This is a genomic window from Chelatococcus sp. KU-N122 (assembly GCF_055391085.1).
The window spans coordinates 5,672,327-5,695,442 of the sequence record NZ_AP043981.1 but is presented as its reverse complement, the minus strand read 5'-3'; the positions used below and the strand labels follow the sequence as shown (position 1 = coordinate 5,695,442).

Here is a 23,116-nt window from a genome sequence, read left to right as displayed (position 1 = left end):
ATGGACGCCTTCAAACCCTTCATCGCCAAGGTCGCCACCGGCGCCCCCCTCACCCAGGACGAGGCGCGCGCGGCATTCGAGACGCTGCTGTCGGGCGAGGTGACGCCGGCGCAGGCCGGCGCCTTCCTGATGGCGCTGCGCGTGCGCGGCGAGACCGTGGACGAGATCGCCGGCGCTGTATCGGCGCTGCGCGCCCGCATGATCCGGGTGAAGGCGCCTGCCGATGCCATCGACATCGTCGGCACCGGCGGCGACAACGTCGGCACCTACAACGTCTCGACGCTCGCCTCGCTCGTGGTTGCCGCCTGCGGCGTCACCGTGGCGAAGCACGGCAACCGCGCCGCCTCCTCGAAATCGGGCGCCGCGGACGTGCTGACGGCGCTGGGCGTCAGGATCGGCCTCGACGCCGACGCGGTCGGCCGCTGCATCGAAGGCGCCGGCATCGGCTTCATGTTCGCGCCCGGCCATCACGCCTCGATGCGCCATGTCGCGCCGGTGCGCACCGAGCTCGGTACGCGCACCCTGTTCAACCTGATCGGCCCCTTGGCCAACCCGGCCGCGGTGAAGCGGCAGCTGCTCGGCAGCTTCTCCGAGACTTGGCTCGAGCCGATGGTCGAGGTGCTGCGCACGCTGGGCTCCGAGCGCGTCTGGGCGGTGCACGGCTCGGATGGTCTCGACGAGATCACCATCACCGGCCCGACCCAGGTGGTGGCGCTCGACAACGGCACGATCAGCCGCTTCACGGTGGCCCCCGAGGACGTCGGCCTGGGCCGGGCCAAGCTCGAGGATCTCAAGGGGGGCGATCCGGAGCACAACGCCCTGGCGCTCAAGCGTGTGCTGGACGGCGAGAAGGGCCCCTACCGCGACATCGTCGTCATCAACGCGGCCGCCGCCCTGGTGGTCGCCGGCCGCGCGGCGAACCTTGCGGAGGGCGCAAGCCTGGCATCGGCCGCTCTCGACAACGGCGCCGCGTTCACCACACTCTACAAGCTGATCTCGCTCTCCAACGACGGAAGCGGCGCGTGAGCAACGTCCTCGATCGCATCGGCGCCTACAAGCGCGAGGAGATCGCCGCGGCCAAGGCCGCGGTCCCGCCGGCGGACATGGAGCGGCGTGCCGCTGCGGCGCCGCCGCCGCGGGGTTTCGCCGCGGCGATCAGGCAGCGCATCGCGGCGGGGCAGCCCGCGCTGATCGCCGAGATCAAGAAGGCAAGTCCCTCCAAAGGCCTCATTCGGGAGGACTTCGATCCGCCGGCGCTGGCTCGCGCCTACGAGGACGGCGGGGCGGCCTGCCTGTCGGTGCTCACGGATGCACCCTCGTTCCAGGGCCGGCCCGAATACCTGGGCGCCGCCCGCGCGGCCTGCCGGCTGCCGGTGCTGCGCAAGGATTTCATGTACGAGCCCTATCAGGTGTTCGAGGCGCGCGCCTGGGGCGCCGACTGCATCCTGATCATCATGGCCGCCGTCGACGACGGCCAGGCCGCCGCCCTCGCCGACGCCGCCGCTTCGGTCGGCATGGACGTGCTGGTCGAGGTGCACGACGCCGCCGAGCTCGACCGCGCCTTGGCCCTGCCGTCCCGGCTGATCGGCATCAACAACCGCGACCTCAGGACGTTCGAGACGAGCCTGGAGGTCTGTGAGCGGCTGGCGCCGCGCGTTCCGTCGGACCGCATCGTCGTCGGCGAGAGCGGGATCTTCACGCCGGCCGACATCGCCCGCCTGGCGGCAGTCGGCATCGACACCTTCCTCGTCGGCGAGAGCCTCATGCGCCAGCCGGACGTCGCCGCCGCGACACGCGCGCTGCTGCGGCGCGAGACGGCCGCCGTGCCATGAGCCGCCTGAGCCACCTCGACGACAGCGGCGCCGCCCGCATGGTCGACGTGGGCGACAAGGCGGCGACGGCTCGCGTGGCGTTGGCCGAAGGGCGGATCGTCACGCGCCCGGAGACGGTTGCCCTCATCCGCAGCGGCGACGCCAAGAAGGGTGACGTCCTCGGCACGGCGCGGCTCGCGGGCATCATGGCTGCAAAACGCACGCACGAGCTGATTCCCCTCTGCCACCCCCTGCTCATCACCAAGGTCGCCGTCGACCTGTCGCTGGACGACGCCCTGCCCGGCGTCACCGTGCGGGCCGAGGTAAAGGTCAACGGCCCGACCGGGGTCGAGATGGAGGCCTTGACCGCGGTGTCGGTCGCCTGCCTCACCGTCTATGACATGGTCAAGGCTGTCGATCGCGACATGCGCATCGAGGGGATCCGGCTGCTGCGCAAGGAGGGTGGGCGCTCCGGCACATGGCACGCCCAGGACGTCGTCCCATGAAGCCCATGCTGTCCGTCGACGAAGCGCTGCGACGCATCCTCGCCTCGGCGGCGACGCCGACGGAGGCCGAGGATGTGGCAATCGCCGCCGCCCATGGCCGCACGCTGGCGTGCGATCTCGCCGCCCGCCGCACCCAGCCGCCTTTCGATGGTTCCGCCATGGATGGCTATGCGGTCCGCGCCGCCGACTGCCCGGCGCCCGGCGCCACGCTGCGCCTGATCGGCACCAGTGCCGCCGGCCATCGCTTTCCGGGCACCGTCGGGCCGGGCGAGACCGTCCGCATCTTCACCGGCGCCCCCGTCCCGGCCGGTGCCGACACGATCATCATCCAGGAGAACGCCGAGGACGCGTCGGCCGGTCAAGCCGTCCGCTTCGCCACGGCGGCCGAGCCCGGCCGCCACATCCGCCCCGCCGGGCTCGACTTCAAGGCCGGCGACGTCCTGCTCGAGGCCGGCGACCGGCTCGATTTCCGGCGGCTCGGCCTCGCGGCGGCGATGGGCCATCCGACCCTGCCGGTGCGCCGCAAGCCGCGCGTCGCCCTCCTGGCCACGGGCGACGAGTTGGTGCGCCCCGGCCAAGCCGCCGGCGAAGACCAGATCGTCAGCTCCAACAGCTACGCCGTGGCCGCGCTGACGGAGGCGGCCGGCGCGGAGCCGCTCGACCTGGGTATCGCCCGCGACGACAGGGCCGCCCTCGTCGCGGCCGTGGAACGGGCCGGCGCCGCGGCGGCCGACGTGCTGGTCACCCTGGGCGGCGCCTCCGTCGGCGACCACGATCTGGTAAAGGACGCTCTGGCGGACGCCCGCATGGAGCTGGACTTCTGGCGCATCGCCATGCGCCCCGGCAAGCCGCTGATGCACGGCCGGCTCGGCTCCATGATCGTGCTGGCGCTGCCCGGCAACCCGGTTTCGGCCATCGTCTGCGGGACGCTGTTCCTCGTCCCCCTGCTGCGGGCCCTGCAAGGTGATCCGCGCGCCGGCGGCGACAGAAGCATCGCTGTCCGGCTCGGCAGCGACGTCGGCGCCAACGACGCCAGGCAGGACTACCTGCGAGCGCGGGTGACACCGGGCGAAGATTTGCCGGTCGCCACGCCGGCGAGCCTGCAGGACAGCTCGCTGCTCAGGGTGCTGGCCGACGCCGAGGCGCTGATCGTGCGGCCGCCCGGCGCGGCCGCGGCGCGGGCCGGCGAGATCGCGCGCGCCATTCCGCTGATAGGATGTTGAGCTGAAAGCCGGCGGCGCGCTGCCCAGCTAGTTGTTGCAGAACACAGCGAGAACGGCTACATATTGTTCATGCTTTGTTTCGACAAGCGAGTCGAGCCGGCATGAGCATGATGCGGAAACGACCGGGCGGCTTGCGCCGATGCTCGCTCTCGGTGCGAGATAATGTCGTGCTCTAACCTTTTGGAATGGATCGCGGGAGCATTGTGGGCGCCGTGATCTGCGGCCTGCCGATCGGGCGGCCACGAGCGCGACGGGACGGACCGACCATGTTGACCAGCAAGCAGCATGAGCTTCTGCGCTTCATCAATGAGCGTCTCCGCGAAACGGGCGTGCCGCCATCCTTCGACGAGATGAAGGAGGCCTTGGACCTCAAGTCCAAGTCCGGCATCCATCGCCTGATCATGGCGCTCGAGGAGCGCGGCTTCATTCGCCGGCTGCCCAATCGGGCGCGGGCGGTCGAGATCATCAAGCTGCCGGAAACCGCGGGCCCGCAGCCGAGCCGCCGCTTCAGCCCGAGCGTCGTCGAGGGCGGGCTCGGACGCGTCAAGCCGGCCTCGGCCGACGGCGAGGACGATCGCAAGGTCATCTCCGTCCCGGTGATGGGGCGGATTGCGGCGGGCGTGCCGATCAGCGCGATCCAGAATCGCAGTCACACGCTCCAGCTTCCGGTGGAACTGCTGTCGTCCGGAGAGCACTACGCGCTTGAGGTGCGCGGAGATTCGATGGTCGACGCGGGCATCCTCGAGGGTGACACCGTCGTCATCCGTCGTCAGGACACGGCGAACACGGGCGACATCGTGGTGGCGCTGATCGACGACGAGGAAGCGACGCTGAAGCGGCTGCGCCGACGGGGCTCCTCCATTGCGCTGGAGGCCGCCAATCCGGCCTACGAAACCCGCGTGCTCGGACCCGACCGGGTCAAGATCCAGGGCAAGCTGATCAGTCTGGTGCGCCGGTACTGAGCTCGCCGCTCACGGCTCGTCGGCAGCAGCCGTGTCGTCCGGCCCCGGAGCGGCGTCCGGTGCGGCGGGTGCAGGCTCGGGTTTGGGCCTCGGCGCCGGCGCATTGATCCAGGGACGCGATCGGTCCTCGCCGCGTGCGGGGGTGGTTTGCAACACCCCGTCCCCGGCCTTGACTGCGACCGCGCCGGCGCGCGCCAGGCGCGGGCCGTCAAGCACCAGCGCGGCACCGCACGTTGACGGCGCCGCACGCCTGGAGATCACCACGTCGGCCCGCGCGCAGTCCTCCTCGAAGGCGCGCCGGTCGACGATGAAGGCGACGGCGCCGCCGTCAGCCAGGCGGCCGACGCAGCCGAAGCTGTCGCAGCGGGCGCCGGCGCGCAGGGTCGGGTCGGAGGGATGCCTGCGGTCGCCATCGGCCCGCAGCCATTGCTCCACCACGAAGCCGGAGGGCTTGCCGAGGATCAGGAGCCGGCCATCCTCGCCGCGCACGGCCGCCCCGTCCGCCCGGCGATCCACCAGGATGTCCGGCCGTTGCGGATGAGCGGCCAGCAGCAGGCCGACGACGACTGGCGCCAACGCGCCCCAGCGCAGCGCCGTGCTCCATAGCGTGAACCATAGGATGGCGACGACGAAGGCACCGAGGGCCCAGGCCGACATCGCCGGCATGCCGACCGTCGACTGCTCGATCGTCGCGATCAGGCGCGAAGCCCACAGGATCGGCTCGGTAGCGAGCCCCATGACCCACCAGATCGGCCAATCGAGACCGAACGGATAGGCGACCATGCCGGCGACGGCCGAGGGCATGACCACCAGCGAAATGAACGGCAGCGTCAGCACGTTGCCGAGAATGCCGAGCGGATTGAGCTTCTGAAAATGGTAGGCGCTGAAGGAGCCGGTCGCGAACTCGGCCACCGCCGTCGTCACGACGGCGGCGAGCAGCGCCCGCCCCAATCGGCCGAGCACGCCGAGGGGCGCGTCCTGCGCCCGGGCCAGGCCGGTCAAGCTGCCGGTGCGCTCGGCCACGGCGATCAGGCCGGCGACCGCGGCAAACGACATCTGAAAGCTCGGCCCGAGCAGGCTTTCGGGCTCCATGGCCAGGACGATCAGCGCGGCAATGGCCAGGTTGCGCATGGCCAGCGCCGGACGCTCCACCAGAATCGCCCCGAGCATGACCAGCGTCATCACCAGGGAGCGCTCGGTGGCCACGTCGGAACCGGTGAAAATGCAGTAGGCGGCGGCGCCGACCATGGCGATCGCCGCCGCGATCTTCTTGATCGGCCAGGCCAGGGCCAGTCCCGGCAGGAGGGCGAGCAGCGCCCGGCTCGACCAGAAGAAGACGCTGGCCGTGAGCACCATGTGCAGGCCGGAAATCGAGACGATATGGTAGATGCCGGCGGCGCGCAGGATGTCGTTGGTGTCCTCGGTGATCTGACCGCGCTTGCCGGTGACCAGGGCGGCCGCCACGGCGCCCGCCTGCCCCCGAATGCCGCCGCGATCCGCGCGGTGACGACGGAGCGGGCAGCGTCGATAGCGGCGGCCCACCGCACCGACCGCGGCGCTTCGGCCGCGGCCGGGGTCAGCTCAATGGCGCCGCTGACCGAGCCGACCGCGCCGAGCCGCTTGAAGTAGGCGTCGCGTGCGAAATCGTAGCCGCCCGGCCGCGCTTGCTCCGGCGGCGGCAGCAGCCGCGCGGACGCCCGGACATGGTCGCCCGGCTTGATCGTCGTGCGTGACTTGACCGTCACGCGCACCAGCGCCGGCAGCGCCTCCGGCGTGACGTCGGCAAAGGAGGTCGGGACGATCACCAGGCGCGAGCCCGCGCCATGATCGTCGACCGCGGTGACGAAGCCGGTGAGCTTGCCTGCCATCATGCGCGGCAAGACCGGCGCGGCGACCAGCATCGTACGGATGCAGGCCGCGCCGAAGCCGGCGAAGGCGAAGGCGATGCCGATCAAGGCGAGCCGACCGAGCGGACGGCGATGCAGCGCCACGGCACCGGCCGCGGCAATGCTCGTACCGAGCAGCGGCGCCCAGAGCGCCGGCTCGCCGTCTGCTGCGAAGTAGAGCAGGATGCCGATGCCGAAGGCCACGGGCAGCCATACGAACGGCCTGCGGCGCTCTTGCTCGAGCGCAAAGAGACGCCAGATAGATTGCGTCGGATGCAGGAGCAGCGCCCGCCCGCGCAGGCCGAGCCCAAGCGCGCGGGCCGTCGCCGGCACGATCGCCTCGGACAGGGCTGAGCTGTGGTCTCGGGGCATACGGGGATTTCGGCTCGGCGTCGGCGCATGCTACACGACGCGGTCGCCAGCCGGCGAGTCCCGCTTCAGCTCCCGCTCCGTTTCGAGTGTGACCGCCGCACGTTGTTGTTGGAAATGGCCGATCAGATCATCACCCGCTTTGCCCCCTCGCCTACGGGCTACCTGCATATCGGCGGCGCCCGGACGGCGCTGTTCAACTGGCTGTTTGCACGCAGGCATGGCGGCAAGATGCTGCTGCGCATCGAGGATACCGACCGCGAGCGGTCGACCGATGCCGCCATCGCCGCCATCCTCGACGGACTGAGCTGGCTTGGCCTGCAATGGGACGGTGACGTCGTCTATCAGTACAGCCGCGCCGATCGCCATCGCGCCGTGGTGCAGGAGCTTCTGGACCGGGGGCGTGCCTATTATTGCTACGCCAGCGCCCAAGAGCTAGAGGAGATGCGCGAGCAAGCCCGCCGCGAAGGGCGCCCGTCCCGCTACGACGGGCGCTGGCGCGACCGCGATCCGGCCGAGGCGCCGGCGGGTGTCAAGCCGGTGGTGCGGCTGAAGGCGCCGACCGAGGGCGAGACGGTCATCGAGGACCAGGTGCAGGGGCGTGTCGTCTGGCAGAACAAGGAGCTGGACGATCTCGTCCTGCTGCGTTCGGACGGCTCGCCGACCTACATGCTTGCCGTCGTCGTCGACGATCACGACATGGGCGTGACTCACGTCATTCGCGGCGACGACCACCTGACCAATGCCGCACGCCAACGCCAGATCTACGACGCCCTGGGCTGGGCGACGCCGGCCGTGGCGCATATCCCGCTGATCCATGGCCCCGACGGCGCCAAGCTGTCCAAGCGGCACGGCGCGCTCGGCGTCGAGGCCTACCGGACGCTGGGGTATCTGCCGGAGGCGCTGCGCAACTACCTCGTTCGCCTCGGATGGAGCCATGGCGATCAGGAGATCTTCTCGACGGAGGAGATGACGCAGGCCTTCTCCCTCGAGCAGATCGGGCGATCGCCGGCCCGCTTCGATTTCGCCAAGCTGGAGAGCATCAACGGCCACTATATGCGCCTGGCCGACGACGAGCGCCTGCTGGAGGCCATCAAAGCGATGCTGCCCCAGGTCGGCCCCGAGCGCGGGCTGGGCGAGACGCTCGATCCCGAGATCGAGGGCAAGCTGCGGGCCGCGATGCCCGGACTGAAGGAGCGCGCCAAGACGCTGATCGAGCTGCTCGATAGCGCAGCCTATCTCTATGCCAAGCGGCCTCTCGGCCTTGATGCCAAGGCTGCGACGATACTCGACGGCGACGCCCGCCAGCGGCTATCGCTGGCACTCAGCGAGCTCGAAGCGGTTGCGGACTGGTCGGCGGCGAACACCGAGGGCGCCGTGCGTCGGGCTGCCGACGCGGCGGATCTCAAGCTCGGCCAGCTGGCGCAGCCGCTCAGGGCAGCGCTGACCGGCCGGGCGACGTCGCCCGGCCTGTTCGACGTGATGGCCGCGCTCGGCCGTGACGAGAGCCTTGCACGCGTGCGGGATCAGCTTCCCGCCTGACGCAGCGCGACGTCGCCGCGGCTGCCCCGACATCGAAGCAGAATGGAGGCTTGCGCAGCGAAGTTCATGTAATACTTGAGCGAGCGCCGTGCGATGCGGGAGGTCATGGGTGCACTGCCGCAGGGTCCCCGGCTCAGCCGCTTGATGGGGCCCGGCAAATGGGCTACCGAATGGCGCTCAAGTTCGCACTTGCGATATCAAGGCCAGCGTATCCAGCAGCCGCCTGCTCGGCGAACAAGCCCGGCTTCCTCGCTGCCCTACGTCGGTCTCCTCAGACAAGGGTGACGATAATGAACGCGCGGACGACTGCACTTAGCGTCGATGGCAAAGTGGTGGACTTGCCGACCCTGGACGGCTCCATCGGGCCGAGCGTCGTGGACATCGCCTCTCTCTACAAAGAGACCGGCATGTTCACCTACGATCCGGGCTTCACCTCCACGGCGAGTTGCGAATCCAAGATCACGTACATCGACGGCGACGAGGGCGTTCTGCTCTATCGTGGCTATCCGATCCAGGAGCTGGCCGAGCACGGCGACTTCCTGGAGACGTGCTACCTGCTGCTCGAGGGCGAGCTGCCGACGACCAGCCAGAAGGCCGACTTCGACTACCGCGTCACGCGCCACACCATGGTGCACGAGCAGATGATGCGGTTCTTCCAGGGCTTCCGGCGGGACGCCCACCCCATGGCCATCATGGTGGCCTCGGTCGGCGCGCTGTCGGCCTTCTATCACGACTCGACCGACATCTCGGACGAGAAGCAGCGCATGATCGCCTCCATGCGCATGATCGCGAAGATGCCGACCCTGGCGTCGCTCGCCTACAAGTATCATGTCGGGCAGCCGTTCATCTATCCGCGCAACGACCTCGACTACACCACCAACTTCCTGCACATGTGCTTTGCTGTGCCGTGCGAGGAGTACAAGCCCAATCCGATCCTGTCGCGCGCGCTCGATCGCATCTTCATCCTGCACGCCGACCACGAGCAGAACGCCTCGACCTCGACCGTGCGGCTCGCCGGATCCTCGGGCGCCAACCCCTTCGCCTGTATCGCCGCGGGCATCGCCTGCCTGTGGGGCCCCGCCCATGGCGGCGCCAACGAAGCGGCGCTCAAGATGCTGCAAGAAATCGGCACCGTCGACCGCATCCCGCAGTTCATCGCCCGCGCCAAGGACAAGAACGACCCGTTCCGCCTGATGGGCTTCGGCCATCGCGTCTACAAGAACTACGATCCCCGCGCCAAGATCATGCAGCGGACGACGCATGAGGTGCTGAACGAGCTCGGCCACAAGGACGACCCGCTGCTCGAGGTCGCGCTGGAACTCGAACGGATCGCCCTCAGCGACGAGTATTTCGTCGAGAAGAAGCTCTACCCGAACATCGATTTCTACTCGGGCATCACGCTCAAGGCGATGGGCTTCCCGACCGAGATGTTCACCGTGCTGTTTGCGGTGGCCCGCACGGTCGGCTGGATCGCCCAGTGGAAGGAGATGATCGAGGACCCGAGCCAGCGCATCGGTCGTCCGCGCCAGCTCTATACGGGCGCCCCCTTGCGCGACTACGTCAGCATCGCCCAGCGGTAAGCCGTTCGGCGCAGAGCACCATGCGAAAGCCCGGCCCACGGCCGGGCTTTTTGCTGTCTAGAGCGGGATGATTTGTCTTCGAATCATCCCGCTCTATGTCGTTCTCCAAGCATGATCTATTCGCTTCGGTTCCAAAAACCGGCGTCCACTTTTTGGGATCATGCTCTATGGCGCGGCTCATGCGGTCGAGCCGCTTGCATCGGGGATGTCGGCGGCCGTCGCGCGCATCGCGATCGGACAGAATCCTGCGATCGCTCAGGAAGCGCTTCAGCTCTGTCGCGAATTCGGGTCGAGCCCGGCCGTTTCGAGCACGATACGCGCGCCCCGCTCGCTCGGACGTTCGGCGCCGGTCGACATCAGGGCATCGAGGCGGCCCAGAGCCTGCAGCTGAGTTCGCCGCGCGGCCGTGTCGCTCAGCAGCGGCAGCAAGGCCTCCGCCAGCCGGTCGGGCGTACAATCCTCCTGGATGAGCTCAGGAATGGCATTGCTCCCCAGGATGAGGTTGGGGAGCACGATGGACGGCACCTTGACCAGAAAGCGCAGCCCCTCCTCCAGGAACGACACTTTGTAGGCGACGACCATCGGCACCGCCGCCAGTGCCAGCTCCAGCGTCACTGTGCCGGAGGCGGCCAGCGCCGCGTGCGCCTGCCGAAAGGCCGCCCACTTCAAAGCCTCGCCCGCGACCATCTCGGGCTTGACGGGCCAGGCGGCGGCACGTGCGGCTATCTCGTCCTTGAGGTGCGGCACCGCGGGCAGGACGACCCTGACGTCCGGCCGCGCCTGCGCGACCAGACCAAGAGCGGCGCCGAACGGCTGCATGAGCCGCGAGATCTCACTGCGGCGGCTGCCCGGCAAGACCAGCAGCATGGGCCGGCCCTCGTCGATGGTCGTGCGCTCGCCCGGCCCCGGGCGCAGGTCCGCAAGCCGCTCGATGAGCGGATGGCCGACGTAGCTGCACGCAGGCCCTCCCAAGCGCCGGTGTGCTTCGGGCTCGAAGGGCAGAAGAGCCAGCAAATGATCGACATAGGCGCGCATCGCGCGGGCGCGGCCTGGACGCCAGGCCCAGACGGTCGGGCTGACATAGTCGACGATCGGAAGGCCCGGCAGCCGCGAGCGGACGCGCTTGGCCACGTTGTGGGTGAAATCGGGGCTGTCGATGATCACCAGGACATCGGGCTTCGCCGCCACTACGGCGTCGACCGTGGCATAGACGCGCCGGACGATCGTCGGCAGCCGCGCTAGGACCGCCGAAAAGCCCATGACGGCGATGTCGCTCAGCGCAAACAGGCTGGTGAGCCCGACGCGGGTCATGCGTTCGCCGCCCACCCCGGCAAACGTCACGCCATCGGGGCCTAGCCGATCGAGCATCGCCCGCATCAACCCGGCGCCGAGCTGATCGCCCGATTCCTCGCCGGCGACAAGAAAGACGGAAAGCGGCGACCCCGGCATCATTCGCTCGTCATTCGCGCGCCGCCGCTTCTCGAGCTGCGTCCACGCCGATCAGGAACAGGCTTCTGCGGTTGGCTTCTGCGATCGTCGCAGCGCGATCGAGCACAAGCGTGGCGCCGGCGCCGATGGCGATGCCGGCAAAGCCGGCCCGTGCCGCCTTGCGCACCGTGTTGGGACCAATCGCCGGCAGATCGACGCGCAGGTCCTGGCCAGCCTTCGCCATTTTCACCAATACCGGCCCGGCGTCGCCCTCATACAGACGCAAGGTCCGCCCGAGCCGCTGCACGCGCGCGATCATGGCGTCGGTCCCCTCCGGGCCTTCGACCGCCGCCACGCGCGATCCGGCGACGACCGCCCCCTGTCCGACGTCGAAGGGCGACAGGGCCGTCAGGCAGCGGACGCCGAGCGCCACGGCGGCGCGCGACGCCTCGCTCGGCGCGACGTCGCCAAGAACGCCGACGCCGGCCAACAGCTCGGGCGCAAGCGAGGCGAGGCCGTCGACGATGAATCCCTCGCGTTCAAACAGGTTGACGACCGTGCGCAACAAACGGTCATCGCCCGCTTTCATGATCGGCACGAGATAGTCGCGGTTACGGTAGGCGGCGACGGCGCCCAGCAGGGCGCGAGGGGTCGGCCGATGCACCATGCCGGCGAGGACGACCGCAGCCGGCCGCCAGGTGTGCAGGCGCGTGATGATCCCGCGCGCGTCGACGATGTCGAACGCGCACTCGGCCCGCCGCAGCGTCGCCCGGTCGGCGAAACCGCGAATCGCCAGGATGCGCACGGCGCGCCCGCGCGCCGTCAGACAATCTGCTAGCTCGCGTGGCAGCGCGCCCCCACCGGCCAGAATCGCCACGCTGCCGTCGGTCGCGACCACCTCACGCCTCGGTGTCGCGCGGCGTACAGATCGCCCGTTCCCCGCCCTCGCGGATGAAGTTCAGCACCTCCTGGACCAGGGGGTGCCCGCCGAGCTCGCTGTCGGCGTCGGCAACGCGCTCGAGCAGGGTTCCTTCGTCGGCGAACAACAGGCGGTAGGCACGCCGCAGGGCGTGAATGTCGTCACGCGAGAAGCCGCGACGCCGCAGGCCCACCAGGTTGAGCCCGGCCAGATGGGCGCGATTGCCGATCACCATACCGTAGGGGATGAGATCGTTTTCCAGGCCCGACATGCCGCCCACGAAAGCGTGGGCGCCGACGCGGGTGAACTGGATCACCGCCGAGCCGCCGCCGCAGATGACGTGATCGCCAAGGGTCACGTGCCCAGCGAGCATCACGTTGTTGGACAGGATGACGTTGTCACCGACCTTGCAGTCGTGGCCGATGTGCGCGTTCGCCAGCAGCGCGCAACGCTCGCCGACGACCGTCGCCATGCCGCCGCCCTCGGTGCCCGGATTGATCGTCACGCCCTCGCGGATGACGCAATCGGGCCCGACCGTCAGCGTCGAGGGCTCGCCCTTGTACTTCAGGTCCTGGGGCGCATGGCCGATCGAGGCGAACGGATAGATCCTGGTGCGGGCGCCGATCGACGTTCGCCCGGCGACGACGACGTGGCTCAGCAGAGCCACCCCGTCGCCGAGGGTTACGTCGGGGCCGACCAGGCAGAATGGGCCGATCGAGACGCCATGGCCGAGCGTGGCGTTGGCGTCGACGATGGCCGTGGGGTGGATTGAAGGTGCATTCACTCGATCACCAGCATGGCGCTGACTTCAGCCTCGGCCACCAGCGTGCCGTTCACCTTCGCCTCACCCCGGTACCACCACATGGTGCGGCGGTTGTTGAGCTTGCGCATGTGGTACTCGACGACATCGCCCGGCTGGACCGGCTTGCGGAACTTGCATTTGTCGATGGTCATGAAGAAGACCTCCTTCGGACGCTTCTTCTCGGCCAGTTTCGATGCGACGCAGATGGCACCGGCGGTCTGTGCCATGCCCTCGATGATCAGCACACCGGGAAACAGCGGCCGCGTCGGGAAATGCCCCATGAACTGCGGCTCGTTGTAGGTCACGTTCTTGATGCCGATGCAGGAGTTGTCGCTGTCGATGTCGATGATGCGATCGACCAGCAAGAACGGATAGCGATGGGGCAGATAACTCATGATCTGAACGATATCGGCCGTATCGAGCTTAGCCGGCGCCTGCTCCATCAATGCGTCTCCCATCCTTTCAGTCGTCGGCACCGGTGCGCGCCGAGCCTCCCCGCTTGGCTGCCAGGTTCTTGAGAGCCGTCAGCTCACGGAACCAATCCCGCATCGGCTTCGCCGGCGTCCCGCCCCAGATCACTCCGGGCGGCACATCGGCGTTGACGTTGCTGCTGGCGGCGATCTGCGTGCCGCGGCCGATGCGGATGTGCCCGACGATGCCGACCTGCCCGCCGATCGTGACGAAATCCTCGAGCGTCGTGCTGCCAGCGATACCCACCTGGGCGACGATGACGCAGTGGCGCCCGATCACGACGTTATGTGCAATCTGCACCAGATTGTCGATCTTGGTGCCCTCCCCGATGATCGTATCCCGCGTCGCCCCGCGGTCGACGGTCGTGTTGGCGCCGATCTCCACATCGTCCTGGATGATCACCCGCCCGATCTGGGGCACCTTGAGATGGCCGCGGGCGCTCATCGCGAAGCCGAAGCCGTCCTGGCCGATCCGCACGCCCTGGTGAATGATCACCCGGTTGCCGATCAGCGCGTGCTGAATGGTGGCGCCCGGCGCGACGGAGCAGTCCCGGCCGATCCGCACTTCGGCTCCGACGACGGCCGTGGCGCCGATCGTGGTGCCCCGGCCGATCTCGGCGCGTGGCCCGACCACTGCGCCGGGATCGATCACCACCCCGGCCTCGATGCGGGCCGACGGATGCACGAAGGCGCCCGGCGTAATGCCCGAGGCCTCGAAGACCGAACCCGGCCGGGTGGCCGCGGGGAACAAGGCGCTCAACACGGCCGCAAAGCCGCGGTGCGGATCGCGAACGAGCACGGCGACGGTGCCGGCCGGCACCCTGGCGGCGAACCGATCCGACACGAGGCAGACACCGGCCTGCGTCGCAGCAAGCGCGGCCGCGTAGCGGACATTATCCATATAGGCGAGATCGGAGGCTGCCGCGGTTTCGAGTGGCGCCACGCCGCGAATGGTCCGCTGCGGATCGGCCCCTTCGGGCAGGGCCGCGCCCACGAGCTCGGCGACCTCCGACAGCGTCAAGCCAGAGGTGGCGGGGAAGAAGACTGGCTCAGCCATGCGGGCTTCATAACTGAAGATCGGCGGACCGCAACAAGGCGGACCGCCGACCCGATGTGGGGAGGGGCGCCCAATGGCGCCCCACGACGCTCGACTAGAAGCTGCCGCCGCCCGAGAAGCGGAACGCCTGGGTGCGGTCGCCATCCGCCTTGGTCAGGGCGAAGGCGTAGTCGAAGCGGATCGGGCCCAGCGGCGACTGCCACAAGATGCTGGCGCCGACCGAGGTACGGATCGTATGCGAATCCTTGACGATCATGCACTCGGGCTGCACCGGCTGCGAGTTCGGCTGGCAGACGCCACCGACATAGCCATCGATGATGCCGTTGTAGTTGAGATCGAAGGTCTTGGCTCCCTTGTAACCGAACAGCGTGCCGGCGTCGGCGAACACGGCGCCCTTCAGCCCCAGCTCACGCGGCAGGCCCCAGATCGGGAACTGCGCCTCGACGCTCGCACCCAAGTAGTTCACGCCGCCGATGGCATTCGTGCTCGGATCACCCGTCAGGTCGCGAGGACCGATACCGGACGGCGCGAAGCCGCGCACCAGAGACGGTCCGAGGAAGAAGTTGTCGGTAAGGCGCAGGTCGTTACCGCCCAGGGGCTGGATGGTGCCGCCCTGCAGCCTGACGATGCCGACGACATCATCCCACAGCTCGCGGTAATAGCGGGCCTCGCCGGTGGCGCGGAAGAACTTCGAGTCGCCGCCAAGTCCGGCGATCTCGGGCCGCACCTCGGCGTAGATGCCGCTGTGCGGGTCCTTCATGCTGTCGAGCGTGTTGTAGGTCAGCGTCACGCCCACCAGCGACGTCAGCGTCCGGCCGATCGCCTGCTTCACCGCCACCGACGCTTCACCGTCGTAGGCGCAGTTCGGGTAGTAGGACAGCGCCCCGGGGGTGCCGTTGTAGGTGTAGGTGGTGCCGTTGAACGGCGGGTTGAACACCGACGTGTAGCCCAGCAGCGGGAAGCTACAGTCGTTGTACGGCTGCTTGTAGCTATCCGGCACCGACAGCTTCGTCTGGTACAGCGAGTAGCGCGCGGTCACCGTGAACTCGTCGGTGATCGGGAAGCCGAAGCGGATCGTTCCACCGGTGGCCCGCGTCTCGTAGCGAGCGTACTGGGTGTTGTCCGTGTACTTCGTATAGACGTCGAAGCCCGCCGCCAGTCGCTGGCCGAGGAAGTAAGGCTCGGTGAACGACAGCTGGACGCCGTTGGTCCGCTGACCGAGCTGGCCGGCGAGGCGGATGTACTGGCCACGACCGAGGAAGTTGGACTCGGCCACGGCGACCTCGCCGATGACGCCGTCCTGGGTGGAGTAGCCGCCCGAGACGGAGAATTGGCCGGTCGACTGATCTTCGACGTCGATGTTGATGACCACCCGGTCCGGCTGCGAGCCCGGCTCGTTGGTGATGCGCACCTTCTTGAAGTAGCCAAGCCCGTTGAGCCGCCGCTCGGCGCGATCGATGAGCACCTTGTTGTAGGCGTCACCCTCTTCCAGATCGAGCTCGCGACGGATCACGTAGTCACGCGTGCGCACGTTGCCGCGCACGTTGATCCGCTCGATGTAGACGCGAGGGCCTTCCTCCACCACGTAGGTGAGGCCGATGGTATGGTTGACGCTGTCGCGGACACCGGAGGGACGAACCTGGACGAAGGGATTGCCCTTGCGCATGACGCTCGTGGTCATGGAGGTCAGGGCCTTTTCGACGTTCTCGGCGTCGTAGATGTCGCCGGGCGACGACGTCACCTCGCGGCGTACCGAGTCCGACGATACGCCATCGACCCGCGATTCCACGTCGACCGAGGAGATCCGGTAGGGCTGCCCTTCCTCGACGGTGATGGTCACGATCCACCCGCCCTTGGCGGCGTCGAACGTCGCATCCGTCGAGATGATGCGGAAATCGGCATAGCCGTTGCGCAGATAGAAGCGGCGGATCAGCTCCTCGTCGGAGGCGATCTTGTCGGGGTCGTAGACGTCGGAGGTCTTGAGCCACGACAGGAGGTTCATCTCCGTCGTGGTCATCAGGTCGCGCAGGCGGCGCCCGGAATAGACCTGGTTGCCGACGAAGTTGATTTCCTTGACGCCGGTCTTGTCGCCTTCCTTGATCGTGAACACGACATCCACGCGCCCGTTGGTCAGCGGCACGACGCGACTGCTGATCGTGGCGAGCCCACGGCCGCCACGCTTGTAGATCTCCTGCAGCTTCTCGACGTCCGCCTGCACCAAGGCGGGGCTGTAGGGCCCGCGCGCCTTGGTCGAGAGCTCACCCGCCAGCACGTCCTTGTTGAGCTTCTTGTTGCCTTCGAAGACAACCCGGTTGACGGTCTGGTTCTCGTTGACGGTGACGACCGTGGTGCCGTGCCCACCGGCGACCTTGACGTCGGAGAACATGCCCGTAGCCAGCAGGGCCTGGCGAGCCTCCTCCGGAGACTTGCCCTGCACGTAGGTGCGGATCGTCTCGGTATCCATCCGCTGGTTGCCACGGACGACAACGGTCTGCGCCTGAGCGACCGACGTGCCAGCCATCAGCACAACGCCGATCGTCAGTGCAAAGCGGCGGACACTCGCCAGCGCCATCCCGCGGAACATTGCAGGTCTCATCATAAAACTGGCCGCCCTGTTACGTTTTTTACGCCCCCGCGGGGCGAGGAGTCGGTCGTCGGATCCTAGGATCGAATTCGCTTCTATCGAGTTTACAGACTGTTGCAAACGAAGAGAGGGTTAACAGATCCTTTTTTTGGGAGGCGTGGCGCGTCGGTCACGTCGCCCCAAGAATGCGGCGAACGATGTCGTTCCAGGTGACGAAAACCGTCAGCATGATGACCAGCGCGAGCCCGATCCGGAACCCGAACTCCTGCGTCCGCTCGCTCAGCGGGCGGCCTCTGATCGCTTCGACCGCGTAAAACAGCAGGTGGCCACCGTCGAGCAGCGGCACCGGCAGCAGGTTGAGCAGGCCGATCGACACCGACAGGAATGCCGCCAGGCTGAGCAGCGGGACGAAGCCAAGCCGTGCGACCTGCCCTGCGACCTTCGCGATTCCGATCGGGCCCGCCAGCTGGTCGGCGGACGCCTTGCCGCCGATGATCTTGCCGATGCCTTCGACCGATTGCTCGATCACGCCCCATGTCTCGGCGACGCCCATGCCGAGGGACGGGAGCAGCCCGTAGCGCTCGACCTTGAACTCCGCCGGATCCGACGTCGCCCCCACCCCGAGCCGGCCCATGCTCTGCTTGCCGAGCGGCGTATCGACCTCCTGCTGCTCCGGCGTTGCCTCCAACGTCACCTGTTGGCCAGCACGGTCCACGACGAACGTCAGCGTCTCGCCGCCGTGGAGGCTCACGATTCGCTGCATGTCGCTGAAGCTCTTGATGGCGCCGCCGTTGATCGTCAGCACCACGTCGCCGACCTTGAAGCCCGCCCTGGCGGCCGCGCTGTTCTCGATGATGGTCACGGCGCGCGGCGGTATCACGGTGCGGCCGTACAGGTAGACGGTGCCGGAAAAGATCACGATCGCCAGGAGGAAATTGGCGATCGGGCCGGCCGCCACGATCGCGGCCCGCTGCCAGACGCTCTTGAAGTAGAAGCTGCCGGCGCGCTCTCGCTCCGTCATGCGCGCCAACGCCTCATGGTCGGGCGTGCTCGCCGCTCCGGCGTCGCCCGCGAACTTGACGTAGCCGCCGAGCGGAATCAGGGCGATGCGCCAGCGCGTGCCGTGCCTGTCGGTCCAGCCCACCAGCTCCTTGCCGAAGCCGATCGAGAACGTGTCGATGTCGACGCCGCACCACCGACCCACCAGGAAGTGGCCCATTTCGTGGATGAACACCACGAGCCCCAGCACGAAGAGAAACGAAACGACGATGAGGGGCAGGCTTTCTCCCGACCTCATCATGGAAGCGATTGCACTATCCATCTACGTCCTCACTCGGCGGGTCTACCGACCACAGCGATGACCGTGGACGGACTTTGCGTCCGAAATTCGCCCGCCGATAGCTAACTGCCCTCACCGCCCTTTGCCAGAGCGCCGCGCGTCTGGGCGAAATCACCCAATCGCCGAGAAAGCGCTTCGAATTCAAAGGGCTGGACGCATTCGGGCGCGGCGGCCGCGTCAACCGGCCGCCCTGCCCCGCTCACGCGCGATCTCCGCGGCGAGGCGGCGGGCCGCCTGGTCGACCGCCAGCGCCTCGTCGACCGAGCCGGGCCGGGTGCCGCCCAGCCCGACCAGTTGCGAGCACGTCTCCTCGACGAGGACGGGGATGGCATGAAAGGCGAGCCGCCGGTCGAGGAAGGCCGCGACGGCGACTTCGTTGGCCGCGTTCAGGATGGCCGGCATGGCGCCGCCGGCGGCCATGGCAGCCCGCGCCAGCGCAAGCGCCGGAAACCGCTTCTCGTCAGGTGCCTCGAAGGTGAGCGACCCGAGCGCCGCCAGATCGAGCCGCGGCGTGGGAGCGTCGAGGCGCCCCGGCAGCCCCAGGCAATAGGCGATCGGCACCCGCATGTCGGGGACCGCGAGCCCCGCGGTCACCGCGCCGTCGCGAAAAGCCACCAGCCCGTGCACGATCGATTGGGGATGGACGACGACGTCGAAGCGCTCCGGCGCCAGGCCGAACAGGTGCATGGCCTCGATGAGCTCCAGCCCTTTGTTCATCAGCGTGGCCGAATCGATGGAGATCTTGGCGCCCATCGACCAGATGGGATGGGCCAAGGCCTGTTCCGGTGTCACCGTGAGCAGCCGCTCCGCCGGCCAGGTCCGGAACGGGCCGCCCGAGGCGGTGAGCGTCATCCGCTCCACCGCGTCGATCGGTTGGCCACCCAGGGCCTGCAGCAACGCGTTGTGCTCGGAGTCGACCGGCAGGATGCGGACGCCGCGCTCACGCGCGTCGCGCATGAAGGGCTCGCCGGCGCACACCAGCGACTCCTTGTTGGCCAAGGCGAGCGTCCGCCCGGCCTTGAGCGCCGCATGGGTCGTCCGCAGGCCCGCCGCTCCGGCAATGGCGCCCACGACGAGGTCACAGTCCCGGTCGACCGCCTCGAGCACCGCGGCGGGGCCAGCGCCCGACTCGATGGCGGTGCCGGAGAGCGCCTCGCGCAAGGCGCCGCCCCGGCTCTCGTCCGACAGGACGGCGCAGCCCACGTCCAGCTGCCGCGCCACCTCGGCGAGGCCCGCCGCATCGCGATGGCCGACGACCGCCGTTACCTCGAAGCGGTCGCGGTGCCGCTGGAGCAGGTCGACGGTGGAACGCCCGACCGATCCGGTCGCGCCTAGCAAAATGACGCGCCGCCTCATGTGCGGATCGCCTTCATCGGATCACCCCACGCATGGCGAAACCGGCCCCCACCAGGACCGACACCGCCCAGAAGCCGTCTAACCGATCCATGAAGCCACCATGGCCAGGGATGATCCGGCTCGAATCCTTGACGCCGAAATAGCGCTTGAGCGCGGATTCGGCGAGGTCGCCCGCCTGCCCTACCACTGAAGCTACGGCGCTCGCCAGCACCAGAAGCACGCTCGGCGCCCAGCCGCCGAACCAGACGAGGGTGGCCACCCCGGCGAGGGTGCCGGCGACGGTGCCGCCGACGAAGCCGGACCAGGTCTTCTTTGGGCTGACCTGCGGCCAGAGCTTGGGACCGCCCAGGCTTCGCCCGGTGAAGAACGCCGCCACGTCGGTGGTCCAGACGACGGCGAACATCCAGAGCAGGCCGGGCAGGCCAAACGCCGGGTCCGCCCGCACGAGCACGGGAACGACAGCCAGCACCGCTCCGCACCACAGCCCGGCCGCAGCCCAGCCCCGGTCGCGCAAGCTGCGCCCCAGCGCGCATGCGACGAGCGTGCCCGCTGCGAGCACGGCGGCAGCAACGGCAGCGCCGATCAGGAGCGCCAGGCCCGTGGCCGCGGCGAAAGCGGGAATGGCGATCCGGAGACTGCGGCGCGGCTCGGTCGCAGCGACGGTTGTCCATTCCAGGGCGACCGCGGCTCCCGCCGCCGCCCAGAGGAGCGACAGCGGCCAGTGGCCGAGGGCCGCCGCGCCGAGGGCAACGGCCGCCAGCAGGATTGCCGACACCGTGCGCAAGGCCAATTCCGACATGCCGCGAGACGCGATCGGGCCGGGCGCGGCCCCATCCTTCGCCACCTCAGCCGGCCCCGCCGCCCAGGCCGCCAAAGCGCCGATCCCGCCCACGGAAGTCAGCGATCGCAGCTTCGAGGGCGGCCCGGTCGAAGTCCGGCCAAAGCACGGGCGTGAAAACGAATTCGGCGTAGGCCGTCTGCCACAGCAGAAAGTTCGACACGCGCATCTCGCCCGAGGTGCGGATGACCAGATCCGGATCGGGAATGCCGGCGGTGTCGAGCCGGGCGTCGATCGCGGCCTGATCGATGGCGTCGGCGGCCAGGCGCCCGGCAGCGACGTCGAGCGCCAGCTCGCGCGCGGCACGCACGAGCTCCTGGCGGCCCCCATAGTTGAACGCAACCACGAGACCGAGGCCGGTGTTGGTCGCCGTCCGGCGCTCCGCCTCTTCCAGGATCGAGCGGATATCGGACGCGAGGCCGTCGCGCGCGCCGATGAACCTGACGCGGACGTTGTTGCGCTCCAGATCCGCCAGATCGTTGCGGAAAAACAGGCGCAGCAGATTCATCAGCTGGAAGACTTCGGGCGCCGGCCGTCGCCAATTCTCGGACGAGAAGCTGTAGACGGTGAGGTAGCGGAGGTTGAGCTCGATCGCCGCGCGCACCGTGCGTCGCAGCGCCTCGACGCCGCGCCGGTGCCCTTCGGCTCGCGGCAGGCCGCGCCGCTCGGCCCAGCGGCCGTTGCCATCCATGATGATGGCAACGTGGGCCGGTGCGCCCACGCCGTCCGAGTCCTCCGCCGTTGCGGGCGGGGACAGGGCCACGGCGTCGCTGGCAACTTCCATCGGCATACTCAACCCGGCTTAGACCTGCAGAATTTCTTTTTCCTTGGCAGCGAGGGTCTGATCGACCTCCGCAACCGACTGATCCGTCGCCTTCTGGACGAGCTCACCGAACTTGGTCTGCTCATCCTGGCTGATGGCGCTGTCCTTCTCCAGCTTCTTGAGCAGGTCGAGACCGTCGCGCCGCACATGCCGCACCGCGACGCGCGCCTCCTCGGCATACTTGTGGGCGACGCGGACCATCTCCTTGCGGCGCTGCTCGTTCATCTCCGGAATGCGCAGGCGGATGACCTGCCCTTCGGTATTGGGGTTGAGCCCGAGATCGGACTCGCGGATCGCCTTTTCGACGGCGGCGACCATGGCTCTATCCCAGACCTGGACGCTGACGAGGCGCGGCTCGGGCACCGAGACGGTGGCTACCTGGGTGATCGGCATCAGCGAGCCGTAGGCGTCGACCTGGATCGGATCGAGCAGATTGGCCGAGGCACGGCCGGTTCTGAGGCTGGCCAGATCATGGCGCAGCGCCTGGACGGCGCCGGACATCCGACGCTTCAGGTCGTCAAGATCGAAGGCTGTGGTCGTCATGGCTTCGTTACGCTCCAGACATCGCATCTGATCTTACGGGGGAACTGTTGGCCCGCCACGCGCGAAGATCAAGAAAAGGCTCGGTCCCGCTCTTAGCCGCTTCGTCCGCGCCTGGCGAGCCGCCGACGCCTGCCGAACATCTACGCTCCGGCGCGGCGGACGGATGCGAAACGTCGGCTATCCCGGCCCTGGATCACCGCCGGCCGAGGGGGCTCATCCGGCCGAACAGACGCGCGCCCATCAAGACGCTCGAACCTCGCTGCCGATCGGGACATGCCACGCCCGCGCCTGCCGGTGGCCTCAAGGGGTCACCAGCGTCGCCAAGCCCTCGCCCTTGAGCACCGCCGAGATGCAGCCGGGGTTGCGCAGGGAGAACACAATAATGGTGAGGCCGCTGTCGCGCGCCAAGGCAAAAGCCGCCGTGTCCATCACCTTCAGATCCCTGCGGATCGCATCCGCATGCGTCAGGTGGTCGTAGCGGACGGCGTTCGGGTCGAGCTTGGGGTCGGCGGAATAGACCCCGTCGACGTTCGTCGCCTTGAGCAGCGCGTCGCAGTCGAGCTCGGCGGCGCGCAGCGCTGCGCCGGTGTCGGTCGTGAAATAGGGATTGCCGGTGCCGCCGCCGAGGATGACCACCTTGCCGTTGGCCAGGTGGTCCAGGGCGCGACGACGCGCATAGCTTTCGCACAGCGCCGGCATGGCGATGGCGGACATGGCGCGCGCCGGCACGCCCACGGCCTCGATCGCGTGCTCCAGCGCCAACGCGTTCATGACCGTGCCGAGCATGCCGATGGAATCGGCGGACGGACGGTCGAGGCCCTTGGCGAGCCCTTGCACACCGCGGAAGAAATTGCCGCCGCCGACGACGACGGCAATCTCGTGGCCGGCCCGCGCTGCGGCGGCGATGTCGGCGGCGATGGCGCCGAGCGTTTCGCCGTGCAGCCCGGCCCCGACCGGGCCCGAGAGTGCTTCACCCGACAGTTTGATCAGCGCGCGCTTTACGTACATCGGCTGGCCCGCCCCCCGGTTTGCGACCCGATCGATACGCCCCAAGACGGAGCCTGCCGAGGCAGGCTCC

Annotated in this window: 20 protein-coding genes and 1 pseudogene; 7 read left to right on the top strand and 14 right to left on the bottom strand. The window is 68.6% G+C overall.

What is annotated here, in order from left to right:
- The 5 genes from trpD (at window position 1) to lexA (ending at window position 4,502) form a co-directional block, all read left to right on the top strand.
- Window positions 1-1,026: an anthranilate phosphoribosyltransferase gene (gene trpD / locus ACZ5PO_RS25640; RefSeq protein ID WP_464184837.1), complete on the top strand. Its 1,026-nt coding sequence runs from the start codon at window positions 1-3 to the stop codon at window positions 1,024-1,026.
- Window positions 1,023-1,832: an indole-3-glycerol phosphate synthase TrpC gene (trpC, locus tag ACZ5PO_RS25635; protein ID WP_464184836.1), complete on the top strand. Its 810-nt coding sequence runs from the start codon at window positions 1,023-1,025 to the stop codon at window positions 1,830-1,832. Before trpD ends, trpC begins: the two co-directional genes overlap by 4 nt.
- Window positions 1,829-2,317, top strand: a complete 489-nt coding sequence (gene moaC / locus ACZ5PO_RS25630; RefSeq protein WP_464184834.1) for a cyclic pyranopterin monophosphate synthase MoaC — start codon at window positions 1,829-1,831, stop codon at window positions 2,315-2,317. Before trpC ends, moaC begins: the two co-directional genes overlap by 4 nt.
- Window positions 2,314-3,540 carry a molybdopterin molybdotransferase MoeA gene (locus ACZ5PO_RS25625; protein WP_464184833.1) on the top strand — a complete coding sequence of 409 codons (1,227 nt, stop codon included), beginning with the start codon at window positions 2,314-2,316 and terminating at the stop codon, window positions 3,538-3,540. The genes moaC and ACZ5PO_RS25625 overlap by 4 nt, the downstream gene beginning before the upstream one ends.
- Before the next feature lie 266 nt (window positions 3,541-3,806).
- The gene (gene lexA / locus ACZ5PO_RS25620; protein WP_464184832.1) at window positions 3,807-4,502 is read left to right on the top strand and encodes a transcriptional repressor LexA; all 696 of its coding nucleotides are present in this window, start codon (window positions 3,807-3,809) and stop codon (window positions 4,500-4,502) included.
- A gap of 9 nt (window positions 4,503-4,511) precedes the next feature.
- On the opposite strand, the gene ACZ5PO_RS25615 is transcribed toward lexA, so the two are convergent.
- Both ACZ5PO_RS25615 and ACZ5PO_RS25610 read right to left on the bottom strand, forming a co-directional pair.
- Window positions 4,512-5,966 (bottom strand): ComEC/Rec2 family competence protein, encoded by a 1,455-nt coding sequence (locus tag ACZ5PO_RS25615; protein ID WP_464184830.1) that lies wholly within the window; start codon window positions 5,964-5,966, stop codon window positions 4,512-4,514.
- Between the two features lie 179 nt (window positions 5,967-6,145).
- A pseudogene (locus tag ACZ5PO_RS25610) lies at window positions 6,146-6,760 on the bottom strand (DUF4131 domain-containing protein); the annotation flags it as partial.
- Window positions 6,761-6,874: 114 nt separating this feature from the next.
- On the opposite strand from ACZ5PO_RS25610, the gene gltX reads away from it, so the two are divergent.
- Entirely contained in the window at window positions 6,875-8,299 is a 1,425-nt protein-coding gene (gene gltX, locus ACZ5PO_RS25605; protein ID WP_464184829.1) for a glutamate--tRNA ligase, read from the top strand.
- Window positions 8,300-8,589: 290 nt separating this feature from the next.
- Window positions 8,590-9,879, top strand: coding sequence for a citrate synthase (gene gltA / locus ACZ5PO_RS25600; protein WP_464184827.1), 1,290 nt, complete (start codon window positions 8,590-8,592; stop codon window positions 9,877-9,879).
- A gap of 267 nt (window positions 9,880-10,146) precedes the next feature.
- Here gltA and lpxB read toward each other — a convergent pair whose 3' ends face one another.
- The 12 genes from lpxB to pyrH form a co-directional block, all read right to left on the bottom strand.
- Window positions 10,147-11,331 carry a lipid-A-disaccharide synthase gene (gene lpxB / locus ACZ5PO_RS25595; RefSeq protein WP_464184825.1) on the bottom strand — a complete coding sequence of 395 codons (1,185 nt, stop codon included), beginning with the start codon at window positions 11,329-11,331 and terminating at the stop codon, window positions 10,147-10,149.
- A gap of 7 nt (window positions 11,332-11,338) precedes the next feature.
- Window positions 11,339-12,205 carry an LpxI family protein gene (locus ACZ5PO_RS25590; protein ID WP_464184824.1) on the bottom strand — a complete coding sequence of 289 codons (867 nt, stop codon included), beginning with the start codon at window positions 12,203-12,205 and terminating at the stop codon, window positions 11,339-11,341.
- Between the two features lies 1 nt (window position 12,206).
- A complete protein-coding gene (lpxA, locus tag ACZ5PO_RS25585) occupies window positions 12,207-13,010 on the bottom strand; it encodes an acyl-ACP--UDP-N-acetylglucosamine O-acyltransferase (protein ID WP_464184823.1) in 804 nt (267 codons plus the stop codon).
- Window positions 13,007-13,471 (bottom strand): 3-hydroxyacyl-ACP dehydratase FabZ, encoded by a 465-nt coding sequence (fabZ, locus tag ACZ5PO_RS25580; protein ID WP_464184822.1) that lies wholly within the window; start codon window positions 13,469-13,471, stop codon window positions 13,007-13,009. Before fabZ ends, lpxA begins: the two co-directional genes overlap by 4 nt.
- Window positions 13,472-13,490: 19 nt before the next feature.
- Window positions 13,491-14,555 carry a UDP-3-O-(3-hydroxymyristoyl)glucosamine N-acyltransferase gene (lpxD, locus tag ACZ5PO_RS25575; protein WP_464184820.1) on the bottom strand — a complete coding sequence of 355 codons (1,065 nt, stop codon included), beginning with the start codon at window positions 14,553-14,555 and terminating at the stop codon, window positions 13,491-13,493.
- 94 nt (window positions 14,556-14,649) lie between these two features.
- On the bottom strand, window positions 14,650-17,139 hold the full coding sequence (gene bamA / locus ACZ5PO_RS25570) for an outer membrane protein assembly factor BamA (RefSeq protein ID WP_464184819.1): 2,490 nt from the start codon (window positions 17,137-17,139) through the stop codon (window positions 14,650-14,652).
- Window positions 17,140-17,308: 169 nt separating this feature from the next.
- Window positions 17,309-18,460: an RIP metalloprotease RseP gene (gene rseP, locus ACZ5PO_RS25565; RefSeq protein ID WP_464184818.1), complete on the bottom strand. Its 1,152-nt coding sequence runs from the start codon at window positions 18,458-18,460 to the stop codon at window positions 17,309-17,311.
- Between the two features lie 195 nt (window positions 18,461-18,655).
- Window positions 18,656-19,834, bottom strand: a complete 1,179-nt coding sequence (gene dxr / locus ACZ5PO_RS25560; RefSeq protein WP_464184817.1) for a 1-deoxy-D-xylulose-5-phosphate reductoisomerase — start codon at window positions 19,832-19,834, stop codon at window positions 18,656-18,658.
- Between the two features lie 13 nt (window positions 19,835-19,847).
- On the bottom strand, window positions 19,848-20,678 hold the full coding sequence (locus ACZ5PO_RS25555) for a phosphatidate cytidylyltransferase (RefSeq protein ID WP_464184815.1): 831 nt from the start codon (window positions 20,676-20,678) through the stop codon (window positions 19,848-19,850).
- A 1-nt stretch (window position 20,679) separates the two neighbouring features.
- A complete protein-coding gene (locus tag ACZ5PO_RS25550; RefSeq protein WP_464184813.1) occupies window positions 20,680-21,456 on the bottom strand; it encodes an isoprenyl transferase in 777 nt (258 codons plus the stop codon).
- A gap of 18 nt (window positions 21,457-21,474) precedes the next feature.
- Window positions 21,475-22,038, bottom strand: a complete 564-nt coding sequence (gene frr, locus ACZ5PO_RS25545; RefSeq protein ID WP_464184811.1) for a ribosome recycling factor — start codon at window positions 22,036-22,038, stop codon at window positions 21,475-21,477.
- Between the two features lie 300 nt (window positions 22,039-22,338).
- Entirely contained in the window at window positions 22,339-23,046 is a 708-nt protein-coding gene (pyrH, locus tag ACZ5PO_RS25540; protein WP_464184809.1) for a UMP kinase, read from the bottom strand.
- Window positions 23,047-23,116 lie beyond the last annotated feature (70 nt).